General features: G+C 38.7%; 21 protein-coding genes. 6 read left to right on the forward strand and 15 right to left on the reverse strand.

The genetic code is table 11. The features are described 5' to 3' along the window. Positions 1 to 10: 10 nt before the first annotated feature. From ACRPLY_RS03800 to ACRPLY_RS03825, 6 genes are all read right to left on the reverse strand, one after another. The gene (locus tag ACRPLY_RS03800; RefSeq protein ID WP_028413648.1) at positions 11 to 1,135 is read right to left on the reverse strand and encodes a conserved virulence factor C family protein; all 1,125 of its coding nucleotides are present in this window, start codon (positions 1,133 to 1,135) and stop codon (positions 11 to 13) included. 63 nt (positions 1,136 to 1,198) lie between these two features. Continuing rightward, positions 1,199 to 3,097: an ABC-F family ATP-binding cassette domain-containing protein gene (locus tag ACRPLY_RS03805; RefSeq protein WP_033578764.1), complete on the reverse strand. Its 1,899-nt coding sequence runs from the start codon at positions 3,095 to 3,097 to the stop codon at positions 1,199 to 1,201. Continuing rightward, positions 3,078 to 3,731 carry an HD domain-containing protein gene (locus ACRPLY_RS03810; protein WP_033578763.1) on the reverse strand — a complete coding sequence of 218 codons (654 nt, stop codon included), beginning with the start codon at positions 3,729 to 3,731 and terminating at the stop codon, positions 3,078 to 3,080. The genes ACRPLY_RS03805 and ACRPLY_RS03810 overlap by 20 nt, the downstream gene beginning before the upstream one ends. 124 nt (positions 3,732 to 3,855) lie before the next feature. Beyond that, the gene (locus tag ACRPLY_RS03815; protein ID WP_028413651.1) at positions 3,856 to 4,332 is read right to left on the reverse strand and encodes a glutathione peroxidase; all 477 of its coding nucleotides are present in this window, start codon (positions 4,330 to 4,332) and stop codon (positions 3,856 to 3,858) included. Positions 4,333 to 4,393: 61 nt separating this feature from the next. Then, positions 4,394 to 4,912 (reverse strand): hypothetical protein, encoded by a 519-nt coding sequence (locus ACRPLY_RS03820; protein ID WP_033578762.1) that lies wholly within the window; start codon positions 4,910 to 4,912, stop codon positions 4,394 to 4,396. Between the two features lie 130 nt (positions 4,913 to 5,042). Then, the gene (locus ACRPLY_RS03825) at positions 5,043 to 6,731 is read right to left on the reverse strand and encodes a formate--tetrahydrofolate ligase (RefSeq protein WP_367077270.1); all 1,689 of its coding nucleotides are present in this window, start codon (positions 6,729 to 6,731) and stop codon (positions 5,043 to 5,045) included. A 351-nt stretch (positions 6,732 to 7,082) separates the two neighbouring features. Here ACRPLY_RS03825 and metA point away from each other — a divergent pair, with 351 nt between their 5' ends. Next, positions 7,083 to 7,994, forward strand: coding sequence for a homoserine O-acetyltransferase MetA (metA, locus tag ACRPLY_RS03830; protein WP_013056685.1), 912 nt, complete (start codon positions 7,083 to 7,085; stop codon positions 7,992 to 7,994). A gap of 172 nt (positions 7,995 to 8,166) precedes the next feature. Here metA and ACRPLY_RS03835 read toward each other — a convergent pair whose 3' ends face one another. Beyond that, the gene (locus ACRPLY_RS03835) at positions 8,167 to 8,355 is read right to left on the reverse strand and encodes a hypothetical protein (RefSeq protein ID WP_014460480.1); all 189 of its coding nucleotides are present in this window, start codon (positions 8,353 to 8,355) and stop codon (positions 8,167 to 8,169) included. 84 nt (positions 8,356 to 8,439) lie between these two features. Further along, positions 8,440 to 8,850, reverse strand: coding sequence for a hypothetical protein (locus ACRPLY_RS03840; protein WP_325077583.1), 411 nt, complete (start codon positions 8,848 to 8,850; stop codon positions 8,440 to 8,442). Between the two features lie 160 nt (positions 8,851 to 9,010). Here ACRPLY_RS03840 and ACRPLY_RS03845 point away from each other — a divergent pair, with 160 nt between their 5' ends. Both ACRPLY_RS03845 and ACRPLY_RS03850 read left to right on the forward strand, forming a co-directional pair. Then, on the forward strand, positions 9,011 to 9,742 hold the full coding sequence (locus ACRPLY_RS03845; RefSeq protein ID WP_033578758.1) for a polysaccharide deacetylase family protein: 732 nt from the start codon (positions 9,011 to 9,013) through the stop codon (positions 9,740 to 9,742). A 461-nt stretch (positions 9,743 to 10,203) separates the two neighbouring features. Next, a complete protein-coding gene (locus tag ACRPLY_RS03850) occupies positions 10,204 to 10,368 on the forward strand; it encodes a hypothetical protein (protein ID WP_013056680.1) in 165 nt (54 codons plus the stop codon). 123 nt (positions 10,369 to 10,491) lie between these two features. Here ACRPLY_RS03850 and ACRPLY_RS03855 read toward each other — a convergent pair whose 3' ends face one another. Together ACRPLY_RS03855 and ACRPLY_RS03860 are read right to left on the reverse strand one after the other, a co-directional pair. Further along, positions 10,492 to 11,187, reverse strand: a complete 696-nt coding sequence (locus ACRPLY_RS03855; protein WP_432231561.1) for a peptidoglycan-binding protein — start codon at positions 11,185 to 11,187, stop codon at positions 10,492 to 10,494. Positions 11,188 to 11,322: 135 nt separating this feature from the next. Further along, positions 11,323 to 12,072 (reverse strand): Cof-type HAD-IIB family hydrolase, encoded by a 750-nt coding sequence (locus ACRPLY_RS03860; RefSeq protein ID WP_176344174.1) that lies wholly within the window; start codon positions 12,070 to 12,072, stop codon positions 11,323 to 11,325. A 245-nt stretch (positions 12,073 to 12,317) separates the two neighbouring features. Here ACRPLY_RS03860 and ACRPLY_RS03865 point away from each other — a divergent pair, with 245 nt between their 5' ends. Continuing rightward, on the forward strand, positions 12,318 to 13,160 hold the full coding sequence (locus tag ACRPLY_RS03865) for a sulfurtransferase (protein ID WP_325077584.1): 843 nt from the start codon (positions 12,318 to 12,320) through the stop codon (positions 13,158 to 13,160). A gap of 75 nt (positions 13,161 to 13,235) precedes the next feature. Here ACRPLY_RS03865 and ACRPLY_RS03870 read toward each other — a convergent pair whose 3' ends face one another. The 4 genes from ACRPLY_RS03870 to ACRPLY_RS03885 all read right to left on the reverse strand — a co-directional run bounded on the left by ACRPLY_RS03870 (position 13,236) and on the right by ACRPLY_RS03885 (position 15,535). Beyond that, a complete protein-coding gene (locus ACRPLY_RS03870; RefSeq protein ID WP_028413662.1) occupies positions 13,236 to 13,880 on the reverse strand; it encodes a FusB/FusC family EF-G-binding protein in 645 nt (214 codons plus the stop codon). 135 nt (positions 13,881 to 14,015) lie between these two features. Then, positions 14,016 to 14,294, reverse strand: coding sequence for a CD3324 family protein (locus ACRPLY_RS03875; protein ID WP_285852074.1), 279 nt, complete (start codon positions 14,292 to 14,294; stop codon positions 14,016 to 14,018). Between the two features lie 366 nt (positions 14,295 to 14,660). Then, the gene (locus ACRPLY_RS03880) at positions 14,661 to 14,789 is read right to left on the reverse strand and encodes a YuzL family protein (RefSeq protein ID WP_013056674.1); all 129 of its coding nucleotides are present in this window, start codon (positions 14,787 to 14,789) and stop codon (positions 14,661 to 14,663) included. Between the two features lie 65 nt (positions 14,790 to 14,854). Further along, the gene (locus ACRPLY_RS03885; RefSeq protein ID WP_034268278.1) at positions 14,855 to 15,535 is read right to left on the reverse strand and encodes a class I SAM-dependent methyltransferase; all 681 of its coding nucleotides are present in this window, start codon (positions 15,533 to 15,535) and stop codon (positions 14,855 to 14,857) included. Between the two features lie 104 nt (positions 15,536 to 15,639). Between ACRPLY_RS03885 and ACRPLY_RS03890 the strand changes: the two genes are divergently transcribed. After that, positions 15,640 to 15,864: a DUF3892 domain-containing protein gene (locus ACRPLY_RS03890; protein ID WP_013056672.1), complete on the forward strand. Its 225-nt coding sequence runs from the start codon at positions 15,640 to 15,642 to the stop codon at positions 15,862 to 15,864. 12 nt (positions 15,865 to 15,876) lie between these two features. Further along, positions 15,877 to 16,023: a hypothetical protein gene (locus ACRPLY_RS03895; protein ID WP_013056671.1), complete on the forward strand. Its 147-nt coding sequence runs from the start codon at positions 15,877 to 15,879 to the stop codon at positions 16,021 to 16,023. A gap of 304 nt (positions 16,024 to 16,327) precedes the next feature. On the opposite strand, the gene ACRPLY_RS03900 is transcribed toward ACRPLY_RS03895, so the two are convergent. After that, positions 16,328 to 17,203: a helix-turn-helix domain-containing protein gene (locus tag ACRPLY_RS03900; protein ID WP_014460489.1), complete on the reverse strand. Its 876-nt coding sequence runs from the start codon at positions 17,201 to 17,203 to the stop codon at positions 16,328 to 16,330. Positions 17,204 to 17,392: the final 189 nt, after the last annotated feature.

Below are 17,392 nucleotides of genomic sequence, written 5' to 3' on the forward strand. Positions count from 1 at the left end.
TGATCTTTTTTTATGCTTTTCTGCTTTCCGTCATTTGTTTCCAAACAGAACCTTTTGCTTCTTCTCCGCCTTCGATACGTTCAATCGCTAGCTTGATTTGTAAATCTACCTCAAATTCTTTGTCATTCTCTGCTGCTTTTAATGCAGGAAGAGCCGTCTCATCCCCTACCTCGTATAAATACATCGCTGCACGCCAGCGCACAAGCTTGTTTTTATCACCAAGGGCTTCACACATTGCCGGAATACCTTCTTCAAAACCTAAATCCGACATGCAGTCTCCAGCAGTACGGCGCACAGTGACTGATTTATCTTTTAATGCTTTGTATAAATAAGGCAGTACCGCTTTTGATTCAATCATTCCTAAGTAGACCGTAGCTAAGCGGCGAATAGATGCTTTTTCATCATCAAGCGCTTTATTTAAAACGTCTAAATCAGCTTCTGTTGGATCCATTTGTTCTAAATGGGCATAGCGCACTGACCAATCGTTGTCTTCTAGCATCTCTTCTGTAACTTTATAGGTTTTACGCGGCTGTACCGTTTTTCCGCCTTCTTTTTCTTCTTGTGCATTGGCTACAAGGCGAGTTAATCTTTCTTGCGGATATGCTGCTGCTAATTCTTCCACTACTTCGTCTCCGATAGCCGCTAACTCTCCGTAACGAACGCCTTGTTCTTTCCATTTCCGTTCTAACACTACATTATCTGAAAAGCTTTGAAGCTCTGCTACCGCTTTTGCGAATCGTTCAGGCAGACCAAATCGCTTTTCTTCATTTCCATCCGTTAGCTTAACTTGCATTGGTACGTTTTTGAACATTTGAACGGACACATTGACCTCACCAAAATGCTCATTCATTTTGTGCTGTTCGCTGTTACTCTGCAAATCTTCACCAAACGCTGCACGAACTTGCGGCAAAATTTGCTTCCAGTCATATTTAGCATTTCGCTCTACTGCTAAGAAGTCCGCTACGTGATAGACTCCTTTTACCCCTTCTACTTTCAAGATGTCTTGAACAACTTCAGGCGCTGCTTCAGCATTTTTTTCCGTATAGTTATTGCTTTTTCCGCCTGATAGCACTTCGTCTAAATTAATTTTCATTGTATTCGGACTTGGCGTTGGCTCAATTGATTTAATGTTCATATCGTATCGTACTCCTCTCATTAAAATTGTAGCATGTGGCTTATACTCAGTCTAACGACTTGTTTACGCGTTTTCAATTTCTTCAATCAGCTCTGAAAGCTCTGCCCAGCGATCAAGCAGTGCATTTAATTCTTCATTTGCTTTTTCTTGTTCTAACGATAGGTTATGCGCTTTTGTATAATCGCTGCCCACCTGTTCAATTTCACTTGTTAAGCGTTCAATTTCTTCTTCTTTTGCTGCAATATGATCTTCGATTTCTTCCCATTCTTTTTGTTCTTTATACGTTAAGCGACGCTTTTTCGTTTTCTCCGGCTGTTTTGGCTTTTCTTCTTTCACTTTAGCCTGCTGAGCCATTGCCTGCTTCTTTTTCACCGCTTCTTCTAATTGATCTGTATAAGCGCCAAAATAAGTCGAAATGTTTCCTTCTCCTTCAAAGACAAGTAAGTAATCTGCTACTTTATCTAAGAAATAGCGATCATGTGATACCGTGATAACAACACCTGGAAATTCTTCGAGGTAGTCTTCAAGCACCGTTAGCGTTTGAGTATCCAAATCATTAGTCGGCTCATCTAGCAGTAAAACATTTGGCGATGTCATCAACAATTTCAATAAATATAAACGACGGCGCTCTCCTCCGGACAACTTTTGAATCGGTGTTCCGTGCGTATGTGAAGGAAATAGAAATCTCTCAAGCATTTGCGATGCAGAGATCATTTTCCCATCCGTCGTATGCACAACTTCTGCCGATTCTTTAATATAATCAAGCATGCGTTGATTCAAGTCCATATCATCGCTTTCTTGAGTATAGTAAGCAATTTTAACCGTTTGTCCTCTGTCAATTTCACCGCTGTCCGGCTCAATGCGTCCTGCAATCATATTCAATAGGGTAGACTTTCCGCTTCCGTTCTTACCGACAATTCCAATTCGGTCTTGTTTTTTCACGATGTGCGTAAAGTCTGAAAGAATGATTTTATTTTCATACGTCTTAGACACATCTTTTAATTCAAACACTTTTTTCCCAAGGCGGCTGCCTGCTAAACTTAAATCCAATGATTCTTTTTCAGAAGAATCGAGTTTTCCTTCTAATTCATCAAATCGCTGAATACGCGCTTTTTGTTTAGTCGTACGCGCTTTTGCTCCTCGGCGAATCCAAGCCAATTCATTGCGATATAAGTTGCTTAATTTTGCTTGAGTTGCTTTTTCCTGCTCTTCTCGAATCGCTTTTCCTTCTAGAAAAGCAGCATAGTTTCCTTTATAGCTATATAAATTTCCACCGTCTAATTCAAAAATTCGGTTTGTAACAGCATCCAAGAAATAGCGATCATGAGTAACAAGCAATACGGCTCCTTGATATTTGGATAAATATTCTTCGAGCCATTTAACCGTCTCATAATCCAAGTGGTTAGTGGGCTCATCTAAAATTAATAAATCAGGTGTTTGAATTAGGCTTTGGGCAATTGACACGCGCTTTTTCTGTCCACCTGAAAGCTCGCCGATTTTTGCACTCATATTTGAAATTCCCAGCTTCGTTAAGATCGACTGTGCGTTAGAATTGGCTTCCCACGCGTTCATCGCATCCATTTTCTGCTGTAAATCATACAGTGTCTGCTGGTTTTTTTCGTTTGCAGAATCTTGCTCTAACGCATATAGAGCTAGCTCATAGTTTTTTAATAAATTAAGAAGAGGCGTATCTCCGCTGAAAACTTGCTCTAAAACCGTTAAGTCTTCATCAAAATCCGGATGCTGAGGTAAATATGTCACGCTGTAGTCTTTAGCATGAACAATATCCCCTTCATCTCCAAGCTCTAGACCTGCGATAATTTTAAGAAGCGTCGATTTCCCTGTTCCATTTACACCAATTAAGCCGATTCGCTCATTTTCCGTAATGGTAAACGTTAGCTGATGAAACAGCTCTTTTTCTCCGTATGTTTTTGTTAAGTTTTCAACAGTCAGCATTTTCATAATGATAATTCCACTCTTTCTTAAATTGAACTAAAAATTCTTTCATATATGTATGTCGCTCTTGCGCTAGAGACCGTGCTGTTTGAGTATTCATTAACGCAGTCAGCTTTAACAACTTTTCATAAAAATGAGCAATAGCCGTTGATTTTCCGTGTCTGTATTCTTCCTCTGTCATCTCACTTCGTACAGCAATGTTTTCGTCATACAGAGCCGTGCCTTTAGAACCTGCATACATAAACGTACGTGCGATACCAATCGCACCAATTGCATCTAAGCGATCTGCATCTTGAACAACTTGACCTTCAAGCGTGGCCATAGCCGGACGGTTTCCGCCTTTAAATGACATCGTTTGTAAAATATGAACGATATGCTTGCAGTTCTCTTCTTCTACGCGCTGACTCTTCAGCCACTCCCGCACTTCTTCATACGCTTTTTCAACATCTTCCACTAGCTTATCATCTACCACATCGTGTAAAAGCGCGGCTAGTTCAATAACTTCCCGGTTGCCGCCTTCTTTTTTATATAAAAGCACTGCATTTCGACGCACGCGATCGATATGCTGCCAGTCATGTCCCGTCGTGTCATGCGCAAGCTTTGCTTGAACCCACTTTTCCGTCTTTTCTATTTTGTTCATTTGCTCACCTCAATTATATCCACCATTATTTTAGCACAAAGTAAGGCGCTCGTCTCACTGACAGCTGAGCACCCTTTGAAAACCCTGGCTGAAAAATAAAAAACAGATGGAGACCCACCTGCTTTTACAGCAATTCTTTTATATCTTTTTGAATATCTTTTGGTGCAGTTTGAGGTGCGTATCGCTTCACGACTTCACCTTGACGATTCACTAAAAACTTTGTGAAATTCCACTTTATCGCTTTAGAACCTAGCAGGCCAGGTGCTTGTTCCGTTAAGTATGCAAATAACGGATGTGCATGCTCACCTTTTACATCTACTTTTGCAAACATTGGAAACGAAACGCCGTAGTTTAACTCGCAAAATTGTTCAATATCATTTGAACTTCCTGGCTCTTGACCACCAAATTGATTGCAAGGAAAACCTAGAACCGTTAGACCGTTTTCTTTTTCTTCTTCATACAGCGCCTGTAAATCTTTATATTGAGGGGTGAAGCCGCATTTGCTAGCTGTATTCACAATCAACAGTACGTCACCTTGATAGTTAGATAGTGATACGTCTTCGTCTTTAATTGTTTTTGCAGAGTATTCATACACGCTCATTAAAACGCCTCCTTTTCTCTATTGTAATTCACTTTATTTCTAGAGTACAACTGAAACGCTCTTATGATTTGTCGTAAAGAACCTTTAGCTGGTCAGTCGTTTGCAGCATATAATCAATCATTTCGATTAAATCTCCTACTTGATCTTCGTAAATGAATCGGTTAAAGGTTACGGCAATATTGTTTTCATATTCGTTTCCTCCAACTTCATGAGTAATACGCTGCTTAACCACTCTTGTTGTTCCCCAGATCCTTTCACACATTTCCTGTATGTTTCTAAACTCAGCTTCTTCAAACGGTTTTTGTTTTTTCAGCTGAAAATGAATATAAACTGTACAACCTGGTTTTTCTACACGGGAAGGCGTTAATTCCGCATGAATATTATCTAAGTCGGTTGATAAAGTTAGCGACGCGGTACAGCAAAAATGCTGTTGAAAAGAAATGCGGTACGTTCGAGTAAACTGAGCTAAGTCTACAAAATCTTCGCGATTTGTAACAGATACTTGCCCAGATAAGTCAAGATCATAGATCTCTCCTTCTACAACCACTTTTAAATTATCAAATACAATTGGATCAAACATTTCAACTACTTCCTTTTTTTATAAAATACGAACAGTCAGCTCTTCTTCTTTCTTGCCAAATTAATTCATAACATACCTGTTATTTTGTTTTATCTCATAAGAAAAGCGATGCCAAGGCATCGCTTTTCTCTTAAAAAATACCTAGTGCATGTCCATTCTCGTCAATATCCATATTGAGCGCAGCAGGTTTTTTTGGAAGTCCAGGCATTGTCATAATTGAACCTGTTAGCGCAACGAGAAACCCAGCTCCGAGTGAAGGACGGAATTCCCTTACCGTAATCTTAAAATCCGTTGGTCGTCCAAGCTTCGTCTGATCGTCACTTAACGAATACTGCGTTTTGGCCATACAGATCGGCAGGTGATCCCATCCGTTTGCTTCAAATTGCTGTATTTGCTTTAACGCTTTTGGAGCAAACTCTACGCCTTGTGCTCCGTATACGGTTTTAGCAATAGCTTCTACTTTTTCTGGAATCGAAGCTGACACATCGTAAAGAGGAGAAAACTGACTTTCCGTCTCGTTCATGACTTCAAGAATTTTTTCAGCAAGCATGACGCCGCCTTCTCCACCTTTTTCCCATACTTCTGTTAAAGCAACTGGAACATTCTTTGAAGCACACCAATTCATAAGCGCTTCTACTTCACCTTTTGAATCTGTTACAAAACGGTTCACGGCTACAACATAAGGAACACCGAATGCCTGAATCGTTTCAATATGTTTTTCAAGATTTTCAATTCCTGCTTCTAAAGCCTCAATGTTTTCTTCATTTAAACGCTCTTTAGGAACACCTCCATGCATTTTCAGAGCGCGAATTGTCGCAACGATTACTACCGTTTCTGGTTTAATATCTGCCATACGAGCTTTAATATTTAGGAATTTTTCTGCGCCTAAATCTGCTCCAAATCCCGCTTCTGTTACTACGTAGTCGCCTAGTTTTGCAGCCATTTTTGTTGCAATGACGCTATTGCAACCGTGGGCAATATTAGCAAAAGGACCTCCGTGAATGAGGGCTGGAGTATGTTCCAATGTCTGTACAAGGTTGGGCTTAATCGCGTCTTTTAAAAGAAGAGTAAGCGCTCCTTGTGCACCTAAGTCCGCAACCGTTACAGGCTCATTATCCATGTTGTAAGCTACAACAATAGACGCTAAGCGACGCTTTAAGTCTTGTAAATCTGACGCTAAGCAGAAAATAGCCATAATTTCTGACGCAACCGTAATATCAAAACCATCTTCTCGAGGAACACCTTGCATAGGGCCACCTAACCCAATGACAACTTGACGCAGCGCGCGGTCGTTTAAATCAACCACTCGTTTCCACGTAATTTTACGTGTATCAATGCGCAGTTCATTGCCTTGATGTATATGGTTATCCAAAATAGCGGCCAGCGCGTTGTTAGCTGTTGTAATGGCATGCAGGTCTCCAGTAAAGTGTAAGTTAATATCCTCCATTGGAAGCACTTGAGCATAACCGCCTCCAGCGGCACCTCCTTTAATTCCCATTACCGGACCAAGAGATGGTTCACGCATGGCTACAATTGCTTTTTTACCTAATCTATGTAATGCCTGAGCTAAGCCAACCGTCACTGTCGACTTACCTTCTCCTGCTGGAGTTGGATTAATAGCTGTAACTAAAATCACTTTTCCATCTTGTTTTGTGTGTAAACGTTCCATAACGGATAAAGAAAGCTTGGCTTTATAATGTCCATACGGCTCTAACTCGGCCTCTAAAATATCGAGCTGCTCGGCAATCTCTTTAATCGGTTTAATCGTTGCCTCTTGTGCAATTTGCAAATCACTTTTTATTTGCTTCTTAGTTGTCATATAAAAACCCCTTTTCTGCTGAGAATTCTTTTTAAACACTTCATCAAAAAAGGATAAAATCCGTTTTCTGGGGGAGATATGAAGTTTAATAAATACAGGAACAACTGCTCTATAAATTTTACTGAGTTTCAGTCATGCTAAAAAAGCATAGCAACGCTCCAATTTAACCTTATTGTACCATTTCATTTTAGCCATTACGCATATTAATGCTCTTTTTTTTCAAAATTCAATTGCTTAATATTCTGTATATTCCTATAATAGTATATTGTACATAAATGTTGAACCTCATCTTCACGTGAGAAAGAACATTTATACGCGTCATTACTTCGAAATCGAATAGGAGGAATTTTATTGCCTATTAATATTCCACGTGATCTTCCGGCAAAAGAAATTTTAGAAAAAGAGAGAATTTTCATCATGGACGACGTGCGCGCGGTTAACCAAGAAATTCGCCCGCTTAATATTGTTATCCTAAACTTAATGCCGGAAAAAGAAAAAGCTGAAACGCAATTATTACGTTTACTCGGGAACTCACCGCTGCAAGTGCATATTACACTTCTTTACACGGCAAGCCATAAAGCAAAAACAACGAGTAAAAATCACCTAGATCAGTTTTATAAAACGTTTGAACAAATTAAAGAACGAAAATATGACGGAATGATTATTACAGGAGCACCTGTGGAACATATACCATTTGAAGAAGTAAACTACTGGAAAGAACTTCAAGAAATTATGGATTGGTGTAAAACAAATGTGACTTCTACCCTTCATATCTGTTGGGGAGCTCAAGCCGGACTTTATCATCACTTTGGGATTGACAAGCGACCTCTTTCTGATAAATGCACGGGTGTATTTACACATGTTGTATCGAGTGAAGAGCCCATTAAGCTGCTGCGAGGATTTGATGATGTCTTTTATTCTCCTCATTCCCGTCACACTGATGTAGACATGAATGAAGTGAAAAATCATCCTGACCTTGAGCTTCTTTCCTACTCTGAAGAAGCTGGTGTTTATATGGCGATGTCTAAAGACGAAAAGTTTGTTTTCGTGACAGGCCACCCAGAGTACGACGTTCAAACACTGCAAGAAGAATTTCTTCGAGATACAGAAAAAGGACTAGAACCAAAGCTTCCGGAACACTATTTCCCAAACAATGATCCTGACAAAAACCCTTTAAAAACATGGCGTTCTCATGCCAACCTGCTGTTTATGAATTGGTTAAACTATTATGTTTACCAAGAGACTCCATATCTGTGGGAATGAAAGAACCGAGTGGCCGTATATCAAACATAAAAAATGACAAGTCCTTATATGGATTTGTCGTTTTTGCATTGATTATATTTCTCTTTTGTAAGCAGCTAGCTTTCTTTTTAATTATTATTTAGAACATAGTTTTATCAAATAAATAAAACACAATCTTCTAAGAGATTGTGTTTTACAGCTCTTTAATATATTCAATGACCGAATCTGGAAATTCGTTTCGAATTCCGCAATTCCCACAATAAAATCCGCTATATTCGTCTGTCGCAACGTACTGTCTTAAAAGAAACAATGTTAACCTGTTTGGGAGACCGCATTCTGTGCAAAACGCCAGGTATTTGCTGCGCTGTCTGTTTGCTGACATACGTTTCATCCTTTCGATTAACTATAGAAAGCGTTTTCTTATTTATATGGAGCTTTCTTATTAGTTTATGACAGCAATTACGGTCTATCTCCAATTATTGTCGCGACGAGAAGGGCGGAATAAACGCAGAATTAAATTAATTACAAGCACAATAGCCAAAATGTTAATTAATAACCCAAAAATCCCGCCCAGTGCACCCATATGACCAAGCAAACCGCCAAATAACATCCCTGCCAGACCGCCGTACAGCAGTCCACGAGCGAATCCTCCTCGTTTTGAACGGGTAACGCCTCGATTTACAGTTCCATTTCTGCGATTTGAAAAATTAGATCTCGGCTCATTTTGTCTAACGCTTGGCTGTCTATTAAACGACCGCTTCCCTGAACGATACGACCTTGCACTTACGTTATAGTCGTCGTGATAGGAAATATATTCAGCTAAGGGAGATAAACTTAGCGAAAAAATCAATGCTATGGCAATCATTATTTTTTTCATCTGCTTTTTCCTTTCTTCACCTAATAGTAACTGTTTATTATAGTGCGCTGTTTCATGCATATCATACGTTTTGACACAAAAGGGCATTTCAGCTTCATACAAAATTTTTAATCGGGTATCATAACGTTATACTTTGCCCTAGAAAGGAGCGTGCATGTACATGATACGGAGAATTAGTATACTGCTGTTCACACTGTGCTTCTTATTTAATGGAGCCCTTCCTGCACTATGTAAAGCGGAACAAGTAAAAAATGTAGCTGTGCGTGACCGTTTGCTTTATCAAGGTAATAACCACCTAAAGCAAACCGCCCTAACATTTGATGATGGACCGGATCCGCGCTTTACTCCACATGTATTGGATCAATTGAAAAAGCATGGTATTAAAGCAACCTTTTTTCTTATTGGGGCAAAAGCTCATGAACATCCTGAGCTGGTGAAGAGAATGGTAGCTGAAGGTCATGCTGTTGGGATTCATACCTACTGGCACCCCAACTTACTAAAAGAATCGACTGAAAAGTTTCACTGGGAAATTGCCAAAACTCAGGCTATTATTAAAAACATTACCGGGTTTGAAACACAGCTGTTTCGTCCTCCCTATGGAAATTTAACGCAAGAAATGATTAGCGAGCTGCCAAATGAAAATGTCTATGCGATTAACTGGTCTTCTGATTCATTAGACTGGAAGCAAATCCCAGAAGCAGAAATCACCAAGAATGTATTTAAGAACATGCACGCTGGAACAATTGTTTTGATGCACGACGGCGGCCATTGGACCATGGATCTTTCCAACACCCCAAAGTCGCTGGATACCATCATTCCTAGACTTAAACAAGAAGGATATCATTTTGTGACCGTTCCAGAACTTTTGCACATCCCTTATCCAAAAAATTAAGCTCCAACGAGTTTCTGATTTAGAAACTCGTTGGAGCTTTACGATTTCCCTTAATAGAAAGTAAATGTGCCCCTACAAAAAGAGCGTGTCAAAAGATCTAATTCAAATCCATCTTAAAACTCAAAAATATACCTTATTTCTTCAAAACATTGTCATACTAAAGATACAAAAAGAGGCATTCTTTTTTTGTTCCATCACTCTACAATAAAGGGAATTTACGGATAACCTCTAAAATAGGTTTTAAGTTGCATAATTAGGAGTAAATATTACTATAACTACTCTCATATTTTTAGACAAGCTGCATATGTATAAAATGAGAGAGTCGAACGCATTCCACATATCCCTAAATTTCTTCTTCTCACAAAAAAATTGACGAACTTTTTTTGTCAACAGGTGCGTATAGATATGATAGAATTCCTATATAATGACCTGGATTCATTTCTAAACAAGGAGTTTTGACTATGATTAATGAACAAGAGACGTTGTTATTTATTAAAGAACTTGGCCGCTTGTTGAAAGACTATCAAAACTGTTCAAACGCCTCTGTAAAAAGTGAAATATATAAAGATATCGTGTTGTTGAGCAATGTTATCCAGTTAGATCACGTGAACGTTTCTTACGCTTAGAAAATCCTTTTTATTTCTTTATAAATTTCAGTTTTTCTACCATAACTACAGAAAAGGAAGAAAAGAGACGATTTCCATCCATCTCTTTTCTTCCTTTTCTCGTTCTCATATTTTTATGGTTATTTAGAACATAGTTTTATTAAAATTTTCATAGAGTTTTTCGAGTGTCTTCGGTCCAACTATTCCATCTACCTGCAAATAAAGTGCTTGTTGAAAAGCTTTTACCGCTTTGAGAGTGGAAGACCCGAATATACCGTCTGCTCCTCCAAAAAGAGAATAGCCTAAGTGAATAAGCATACGTTGAATTAACTGTACTTGATTTCCTCGATCTCCGTATTCAATTAGCACTCTTGAAACCTTTTCCGTCTGTTTCTCAGGTTTTTTTCCACTTCGAAGCTCCGACAAAGATAAACCGAATGTATATTGAAAATGAGGATAATCTTTTAAGCTTTTCCAATCTCCTCCCCATTCCAACCCGATCCTTTTTCCTACCTCTCCCGCTTTGTTCCATCTTCGATCAATGGTCCAGTCAACTTCTCCGTTGTTATCAAGCAGCGCAATATCAATAGCTAGTCCATAATTATGATAAGAATAGCCGCCTTTGGCATTAGTCACGATACTTCCTGGTGTTGTTCGGCCTTGTGAATATAGTTTATGCTGCTGCTCTATCGATCTAAATCCTTCAGTGATCACAATAAATATACTTTCTTTATATGCTTGCTTAATGAGTTCGTACGCTTTTTCTTGCACTATTTCATGTACATTCTGCAGCTTATTTTCTGCTTTTTTTAACAGCTTGTCTAATGATAAATCGCTCATACTCCCCACTCCTTAACTAGATGGCTTCTCCTTATATATACGTATAAGACGAACTCTAAGGGAGGCATCCAGTATCAGTTTATGCGGAAAGTAGTTAAGTGGTGCAACAGTGCCGCCTGCTGTGTAGAGCTGCTGTTATTTCAGTACCCAGTGGCTGATAGCCTTCGCTACTCCGTTATTGACATTTGTATCTGTCACCCAGTCCGCTGCTTCTTTTACAGCTTCCTGAGCATTTCCCATGGCGATTCCACAACCTGCCGCTTCAATCATAGCCATATCATTTAAGCTGTCTCCCATTGCAATGACTTCATCCATTGAAATGCCCAAACGTTCACATACAGTCATGATCCCTTTTGCTTTGTTAATACCAAGTGCATTAATTTCTAGATTCGTTAAACTAGAATTGCTGATTTCAAAATCTGAAATGCCTGCTATTTGTTTCAGCACTTCTTCTCGTAAAGCATCATCTGGAATATCGTAGCCAAACTTCAGCCATTCCTGTGAAGCAATATCTTCTGGAAATTCATCTCTCCATACTTTATCCGTCGTCACAGCCCAGAAGTTAAGCTTATGCTCTTGCGTTAGATTCCACATTTTCTCAATGTGTGAAGCATCAATTAACTTTCGTTCTACAAGCTGTCCAGATTCATCCCAAATTTCACTTCCGTTTACTGTAATAAGGTAAGAAGACAGCTGAAGAGACTGCGCGTATTCACGGCATGTTAAAAGAGATCGCCCCGTGCTTAATACCACATGAACACCTTGTTCTTGAGCTTTAGCAATGGCCGCACGATTTTCTTCAGAAATTTCTTGCTGATTGTTCAGCAGGGTTCCATCCATATCTAGTGCAATCAGTTTAAATTCTTTCTTTTCATTTGCTTGCATCTTTCTCTCTCCTTCTCATCAATAGTAAGTATGACATTGCGCTGAGTATTTAACTTACACTATGTAACTCTTACTATAACTGTAGCACAGGAACATTTCACTCTGCATCACATAAGCGTTAAAATGGTCAATTATTCTATGGGGAATAATTGAAGGAAAGCAGCATACCTTTGCCGTAATTTATATTTAAAGCTTTTCATTTTTATTTATTTCAACTAGAATTTTGGTAAAAGGATGTGAATGTTATGAACACTATTATTTCACCGGCTGACTTACATACTGCATTACAGCAACCCCAACACTTCATTGTGTTGCTTGACTGCCGATTTACCCTTGGAAAGCCTGAGGCAGGAGCAGATGCTTATCAAAATGAGCACCTACCGGATGCTCATTATTTGGATTTAGAAAAAGATTTGTCCTCTGTGGCTACTTCTCACGGAGGCAGACACCCGCTGCCCGATGTTCAAAAGCTCGCTCAGAAGCTCGGCAGCTTAGGAATTAATGTTGATTCCAGAGTCGTCGTTTATGATGAACAAAACGGAATGATGGCTTCAAGAGCATGGTGGCTACTGCGATATATAGGAATTGAATACGTACAAATTTTAAATGGAGGTTTTACTAACTGGAAAAAATCGGGATATGAAACAACTAAGAGCGTTCCAGCAGCTTCTCCTCAAACTTTTGTACCTTTCGTTCAACAAGACTGGGGACTTGCAGGAGTTGAATACGTAAAAGAAAACCTTCATAATCCTAATGTCGTTCTTATCGATTCTCGTGAAAAAAAGCGGTATCTCGGCTTAGAAGAACCTATTGATTTTATAGCAGGACATATTCCAGGCGCCATTCATTCTTTTTGGCAAGATGTGTTAACTTCAGAAGGTTTATGGAAAACAGATAAAGAGTGGAAGGAGATGTTTTCAGCTATTGATTCTCACGCTGAAATCATTGTATACTGCGGATCGGGTGTATCTGCTTGCCCTAACGTTTTGGCTTTAAAATCAGCCGGTTTTCCAAATGTAAAATTATATGCCGGCAGCTGGAGCGATTGGATTAGCTATCGTGACAATCCAATCGAGAAAAACAGATAGACAAAGAAGGCTCAGTCTCACCAAAAGTATAGAGACTGAACCTTCTTTTTTTGTATTTTTCTTATTAGCCTCATGTTATTTACTAAGCCTCAACATAAAATCATGAAGCCGCTCTAAGGTAAGCAAGTTTTGATTACACGCTTCGCTATCTTGACAAATATAATTTCCTCGTTGGGTAAATGTTCCTTGAACAGTTCCTTTGATTTCAGCAGTGAACATACCGACTTCTTCGTAGCTGTGACAAAGCGTGCATATTCCCTTCTGGTTGATAGGTTTAAACGTTCCTTGAATACCTTTTAGCTTCTGAGTATAGAGATCCTGCGCTACGATAAACTTTTTGTTTGAGCCTTTATCGACCCAGCTAACATATGAAATGCTCCCTAGATCAATGGTATCAACTGAAGGAATCTTTAACTTTTTCACTTTCGGAAACAATTTTTTCACGCCAGCTTCTGTAAACGATTTAAATGGAATCACGTAAGGCTTTATCGTTTCTAAAAACACTTCTGCTTGTTCTTTATTTTTAACTTCAGCAACCGGTAGCAATAACTCTTCCTGTTCCTCAGTAAGAACTTCAAACGCGTTTAATACTTTTTCTTTTGCAAGAGCTTTTAAAGCCTGCAGCACATCGGAATTGTTCACTGTTCCATACCCATTGATAAGAATTTGCGTTTGGCTTTTGATAAAGTTATATTGATCATTTCTTATAAACGCTTCCACGTTCTTCACTCCTTCTTCAGGTAATCAGCTACTTTTTACTTTACCGTATGGATTCCTTTTACGAAATGTAAAAAATAAATCAGAAATAAACTATACCTAAAAAAGCGCGGGCATTCAGTCGCCCGCGCTTGATTTTTACCGTTGCTTTTTATATACAATTTTTTTGATGGTTTCGGTTGATAAGAAGTATTCACGGGCTAGCTCCTCGATTGAAGCTCCTTTTTTGAACAACGTCTTAATCTGTTCGTTTCGCTCGTCAATCAACTTTCTTCCACCAGAGCAAGTGCCCCATTTCTTCCTTGCCTTCTGCGGCTTCGGAATATAAATGGTTTCTCCTTGAATATATTTTTGAATTTCACTAATCAGCTCTTCAGGTAAAATATTTGTTGCTTTTACATACGTCATTTCTGCCAGCTCCTTATGTGATTTTGCTTATACAATAAGGGGCAAAGCCGTATATATTAGAAATGAGATATGCTCGGTTAGGCGATGTCTATTACTAAACCGTCCACCCCATGCAAAGTATCGCCTCTCTAATATCAGGCTTTGCATGAGACGCTGCAGTATCCGGTAAATATCTTTTATTCACCATTTATTACACCTCCGCTTTACATCGAATGTAAACCAAGCTTGTAGAAAATTACAATTATTGGCTCAGATTTTATTATAAGCTATCTGCAATCTTGCAGACAATACCTTCTTACTTATAAAGATGGCACCGTAAATAAAACGAACTTGCAGTGAGCTGGTTGTTCTCCCTGCAAGTTCGTTTTATTTTTGTTATGAACGCTTCTGCTTTTTGTTAGCTGAACTGCTTTGAACACCTTGTTCAGAAGTGGTCGTCCCTTGTCCTTCTACATTTGGTGAACCTAGCTCTGATTTTGAGCGGTCTTTTTTAATTTTACTCATGTCACTCACCTCCAGTTTGTAGTGTACCCTTTGTACAGCTACATATAAGGAGACGCGTGCTGTTTTTATTGTTTCTTGAGCATAAATAGCCATAGAAACGTTAAGGCTTGCTTTAATTCATTTGGGAGCTGTCCAATCAGCTTATCAGTAACATTTCGCTTATATACACCTTCGCCATCGATTACTTCCCATCCATTTTCTTTTGCAAGCTGTTCAAACTCCCACGGCATCATCGTATTGCAAATAACGTCTTCCCCATATAGTCTTTGATAACTGTTGGTACGAGGCTGAGCAGTTGGCCCAAGAATACCTACGCATGCATATCCTCCTGGTTTTACAACTCGGTACAATTCCTTCAAAGCTAACCGCGGGTGCTCAGTCCATTCTAACGCATTGATTACCATAACCCCTTCTACTGATTCAGAAGACAGCGGGAGCTTCATAATATCAGCTTGAGCGAACGACAAATTTTCACTTTTATGCAGCTGCGATGCTTTTTGAATCATTTCTTCCGATAAATCAAGACCGATTGCTTTGTATCCAGAAGCAGCTAGAAGAGACGTTCCAAACCCATCACCGCAGCCCACGTCTGCCACCATACCACCTGATTTAAGATGTTTTTGAATAAATGGAATCACTGTTTTCCGACTTCCATTTTTCCACATCTCTTCACTTCGGCTATTCCAAAATGAGACTTTTTGGTTCCACTCGTCTTGAGCTTGATCATGCCAATTAAATGTTGTCATTTTTTATCCCCTTTGCACTCTTTTCTTTACCTTATCACTTTTTATAATGAATAAAAACGACTATTTCAGCAACCATATAGATGTAAAGGAAGGTGTTTATTTGTATGAAAGAACGTTTCGTTGCAGTGCGTAAAAATGCAGACGGTGACCTCTTAGAATTCCAAACGGCTTCAGGAGACGTTTTAACCTATGAAGAAGCGTTAAAAAAAGTAGAAGCTGGGGACGTTGAGCATGTGAGTACCTTTGTAGGGAAAGACGGCGGTACGTATATTCGCAGCATTCCTGACCATGACAAAACAAATAATCTCGATGCATTGCCATCGTTTTAAAGGAGAATGGATATGACAAAAAAGAATAACAAAGGAAGCGCTAATCAAAGTAATCCAAAAACGCAGCACCACCTTGTTGAAATGGGTGAAGAAATTTCAAGCGGGGATAATTCAAAAGGAAACAAACGCAACAAAGATCAGTCAAGTAAAACACAATAAGAAAAAGCCGTGCTTTTTAGCACGGCTTTTTTTATTAATGTTGGCTTGGAAGACCTAATGTTGAAAAATCTCCTGTTGCTACGCTTGTTCCAACTGAAGCAACACCTGCTACTAATGTAAACGCTAATGCCATACCGACTAATACTTTTTTCATAATTATTTCCTCCTCTTTCTTTGATTTGACTCTAGTGTATCACAGGATAAAAGTAGATGAATTCCTTTCTATCAGCATTTATCACCTTAAAACCATGGATTTCCTCCATTTTGATAGAAATTTCTCAAAAATTATAATGATAGGAATATTTTAAACAAATAGAGCTTCAAGTTCTTTTTCTACTAGCTTGACGAATCGCTCGTTTCGCTGCAAGGTGAAAATGGTCATAGACTTTTCCATATATTCTTTACCTTGTTCAATTTTACCTAATTTGATTAAGCTCTCTCCTGCTTGGTAATGAAGTTCTCCAAATAAATACATTGATTCATTACTAATGCACAAATCGATTCCTCGGTTGCTATATATCAATGATTCATCATAGTTACTCATATCTCCAAGCGTTTTGGCAAGTGCATTTAAAATTCTAATTTTTATATTTTCGTCTTTTGTTTGGGGCAGCTCATTTAAGCTTTTGAGTGCTGTTTGATATGTATCTAGAGCCTGTTCATACTCTTTCTCTTCATAAAGAATAATCCCAATGCTATTTAAAATTTCAATTTCTCTTTCTTTATAAAACGTTGCTGATTGCTTAGTAAGCTCGATCGCTTGGTACATTTTAGACAGCGCATCTTCTTTGTTGTGATGAATGTAATACACGCAAATACCTTCGTGCCACATTAAAAACTGCTTGTTCAGCGGATTTTGAAACAGGGGACTTTCTTTTTCTTTTACAATGATATTATGAATAGCATCATAATCTCTCTGACGAATATATTGACGAATTAACGATTGAACCGCATCTACGTAATCAAGTCGAGGTGATTCTACACTATCAAAAAAGTAGTTAACATCTACGCCAAGGCGCTTAGAAATTTTATAGAGGGTAATGCTTGATGGATATTCTTCACCGTTTTCAATTTTGCTGATTTGCGCTTGTGTACAAATGTCTCTTGATAATTCTTGTTGTGTCAACCCTGCCATTTTGCGAAGGTCTCTCATAACACTCCCAATTCTATACTCTCTCATCTCTTTTCTCACCCTTACTTTCACATAATATATTCTCTCTATAAACATATAGTGCTTTTATTTAGATAGTCAACTGTAAACACGCTAAAAATTTATGCAATGTTTCGAAATTGACCATTCCCTATAATAGCAAATTAATCTATAAGAGTAAAATAGTGTATTATTTTTCCTCTCTAAAAAATCCGAACG

This window comes from Priestia sp. TGN 0903 (assembly GCF_050846855.1).
Lineage (GTDB): Bacteria > Bacillota > Bacilli > Bacillales > Bacillaceae_H > Priestia > Priestia zanthoxyli.

Excerpts from the sequence above, each read along its gene's own strand:
- ACRPLY_RS03800 (WP_028413648.1), bottom strand. The coding sequence starts at position 1,135 with ATGAACATTAAATCAATTGAGCCAACGCCAAGTCCGAATACAATGAAA.
- ACRPLY_RS03805 (WP_033578764.1), bottom strand. The coding sequence starts at position 3,097 with ATGAAAATGCTGACTGTTGAAAACTTAACAAAAACATACGGAGAAAAA.
- ACRPLY_RS03810 (WP_033578763.1), bottom strand. The coding sequence starts at position 3,731 with ATGAACAAAATAGAAAAGACGGAAAAGTGGGTTCAAGCAAAGCTTGCG.
- ACRPLY_RS03815 (WP_028413651.1), bottom strand. The coding sequence starts at position 4,332 with ATGAGCGTGTATGAATACTCTGCAAAAACAATTAAAGACGAAGACGTA.
- ACRPLY_RS03820 (WP_033578762.1), bottom strand. The coding sequence starts at position 4,912 with ATGTTTGATCCAATTGTATTTGATAATTTAAAAGTGGTTGTAGAAGGA.
- ACRPLY_RS03825 (WP_367077270.1), bottom strand. The coding sequence starts at position 6,731 with ATGACAACTAAGAAGCAAATAAAAAGTGATTTGCAAATTGCACAAGAG.
- ACRPLY_RS03835 (WP_014460480.1), bottom strand. The coding sequence starts at position 8,355 with ATGTCAGCAAACAGACAGCGCAGCAAATACCTGGCGTTTTGCACAGAA.
- ACRPLY_RS03840 (WP_325077583.1), bottom strand. The coding sequence starts at position 8,850 with ATGAAAAAAATAATGATTGCCATAGCATTGATTTTTTCGCTAAGTTTA.
- ACRPLY_RS03845 (WP_033578758.1), top strand. The coding sequence starts at position 9,011 with ATGATACGGAGAATTAGTATACTGCTGTTCACACTGTGCTTCTTATTT.
- ACRPLY_RS03850 (WP_013056680.1), top strand. The coding sequence starts at position 10,204 with ATGATTAATGAACAAGAGACGTTGTTATTTATTAAAGAACTTGGCCGC.
- ACRPLY_RS03855 (WP_432231561.1), bottom strand. The coding sequence starts at position 11,187 with ATGAGCGATTTATCATTAGACAAGCTGTTAAAAAAAGCAGAAAATAAG.
- ACRPLY_RS03860 (WP_176344174.1), bottom strand. The coding sequence starts at position 12,072 with ATGCAAGCAAATGAAAAGAAAGAATTTAAACTGATTGCACTAGATATG.
- ACRPLY_RS03865 (WP_325077584.1), top strand. The coding sequence starts at position 12,318 with ATGAACACTATTATTTCACCGGCTGACTTACATACTGCATTACAGCAA.
- ACRPLY_RS03880 (WP_013056674.1), bottom strand. The coding sequence starts at position 14,789 with ATGAGTAAAATTAAAAAAGACCGCTCAAAATCAGAGCTAGGTTCACCA.
- ACRPLY_RS03885 (WP_034268278.1), bottom strand. The coding sequence starts at position 15,535 with ATGACAACATTTAATTGGCATGATCAAGCTCAAGACGAGTGGAACCAA.
- ACRPLY_RS03890 (WP_013056672.1), top strand. The coding sequence starts at position 15,640 with ATGAAAGAACGTTTCGTTGCAGTGCGTAAAAATGCAGACGGTGACCTC.
- ACRPLY_RS03895 (WP_013056671.1), top strand. The coding sequence starts at position 15,877 with ATGACAAAAAAGAATAACAAAGGAAGCGCTAATCAAAGTAATCCAAAA.
- ACRPLY_RS03900 (WP_014460489.1), bottom strand. The coding sequence starts at position 17,203 with ATGAGAGAGTATAGAATTGGGAGTGTTATGAGAGACCTTCGCAAAATG.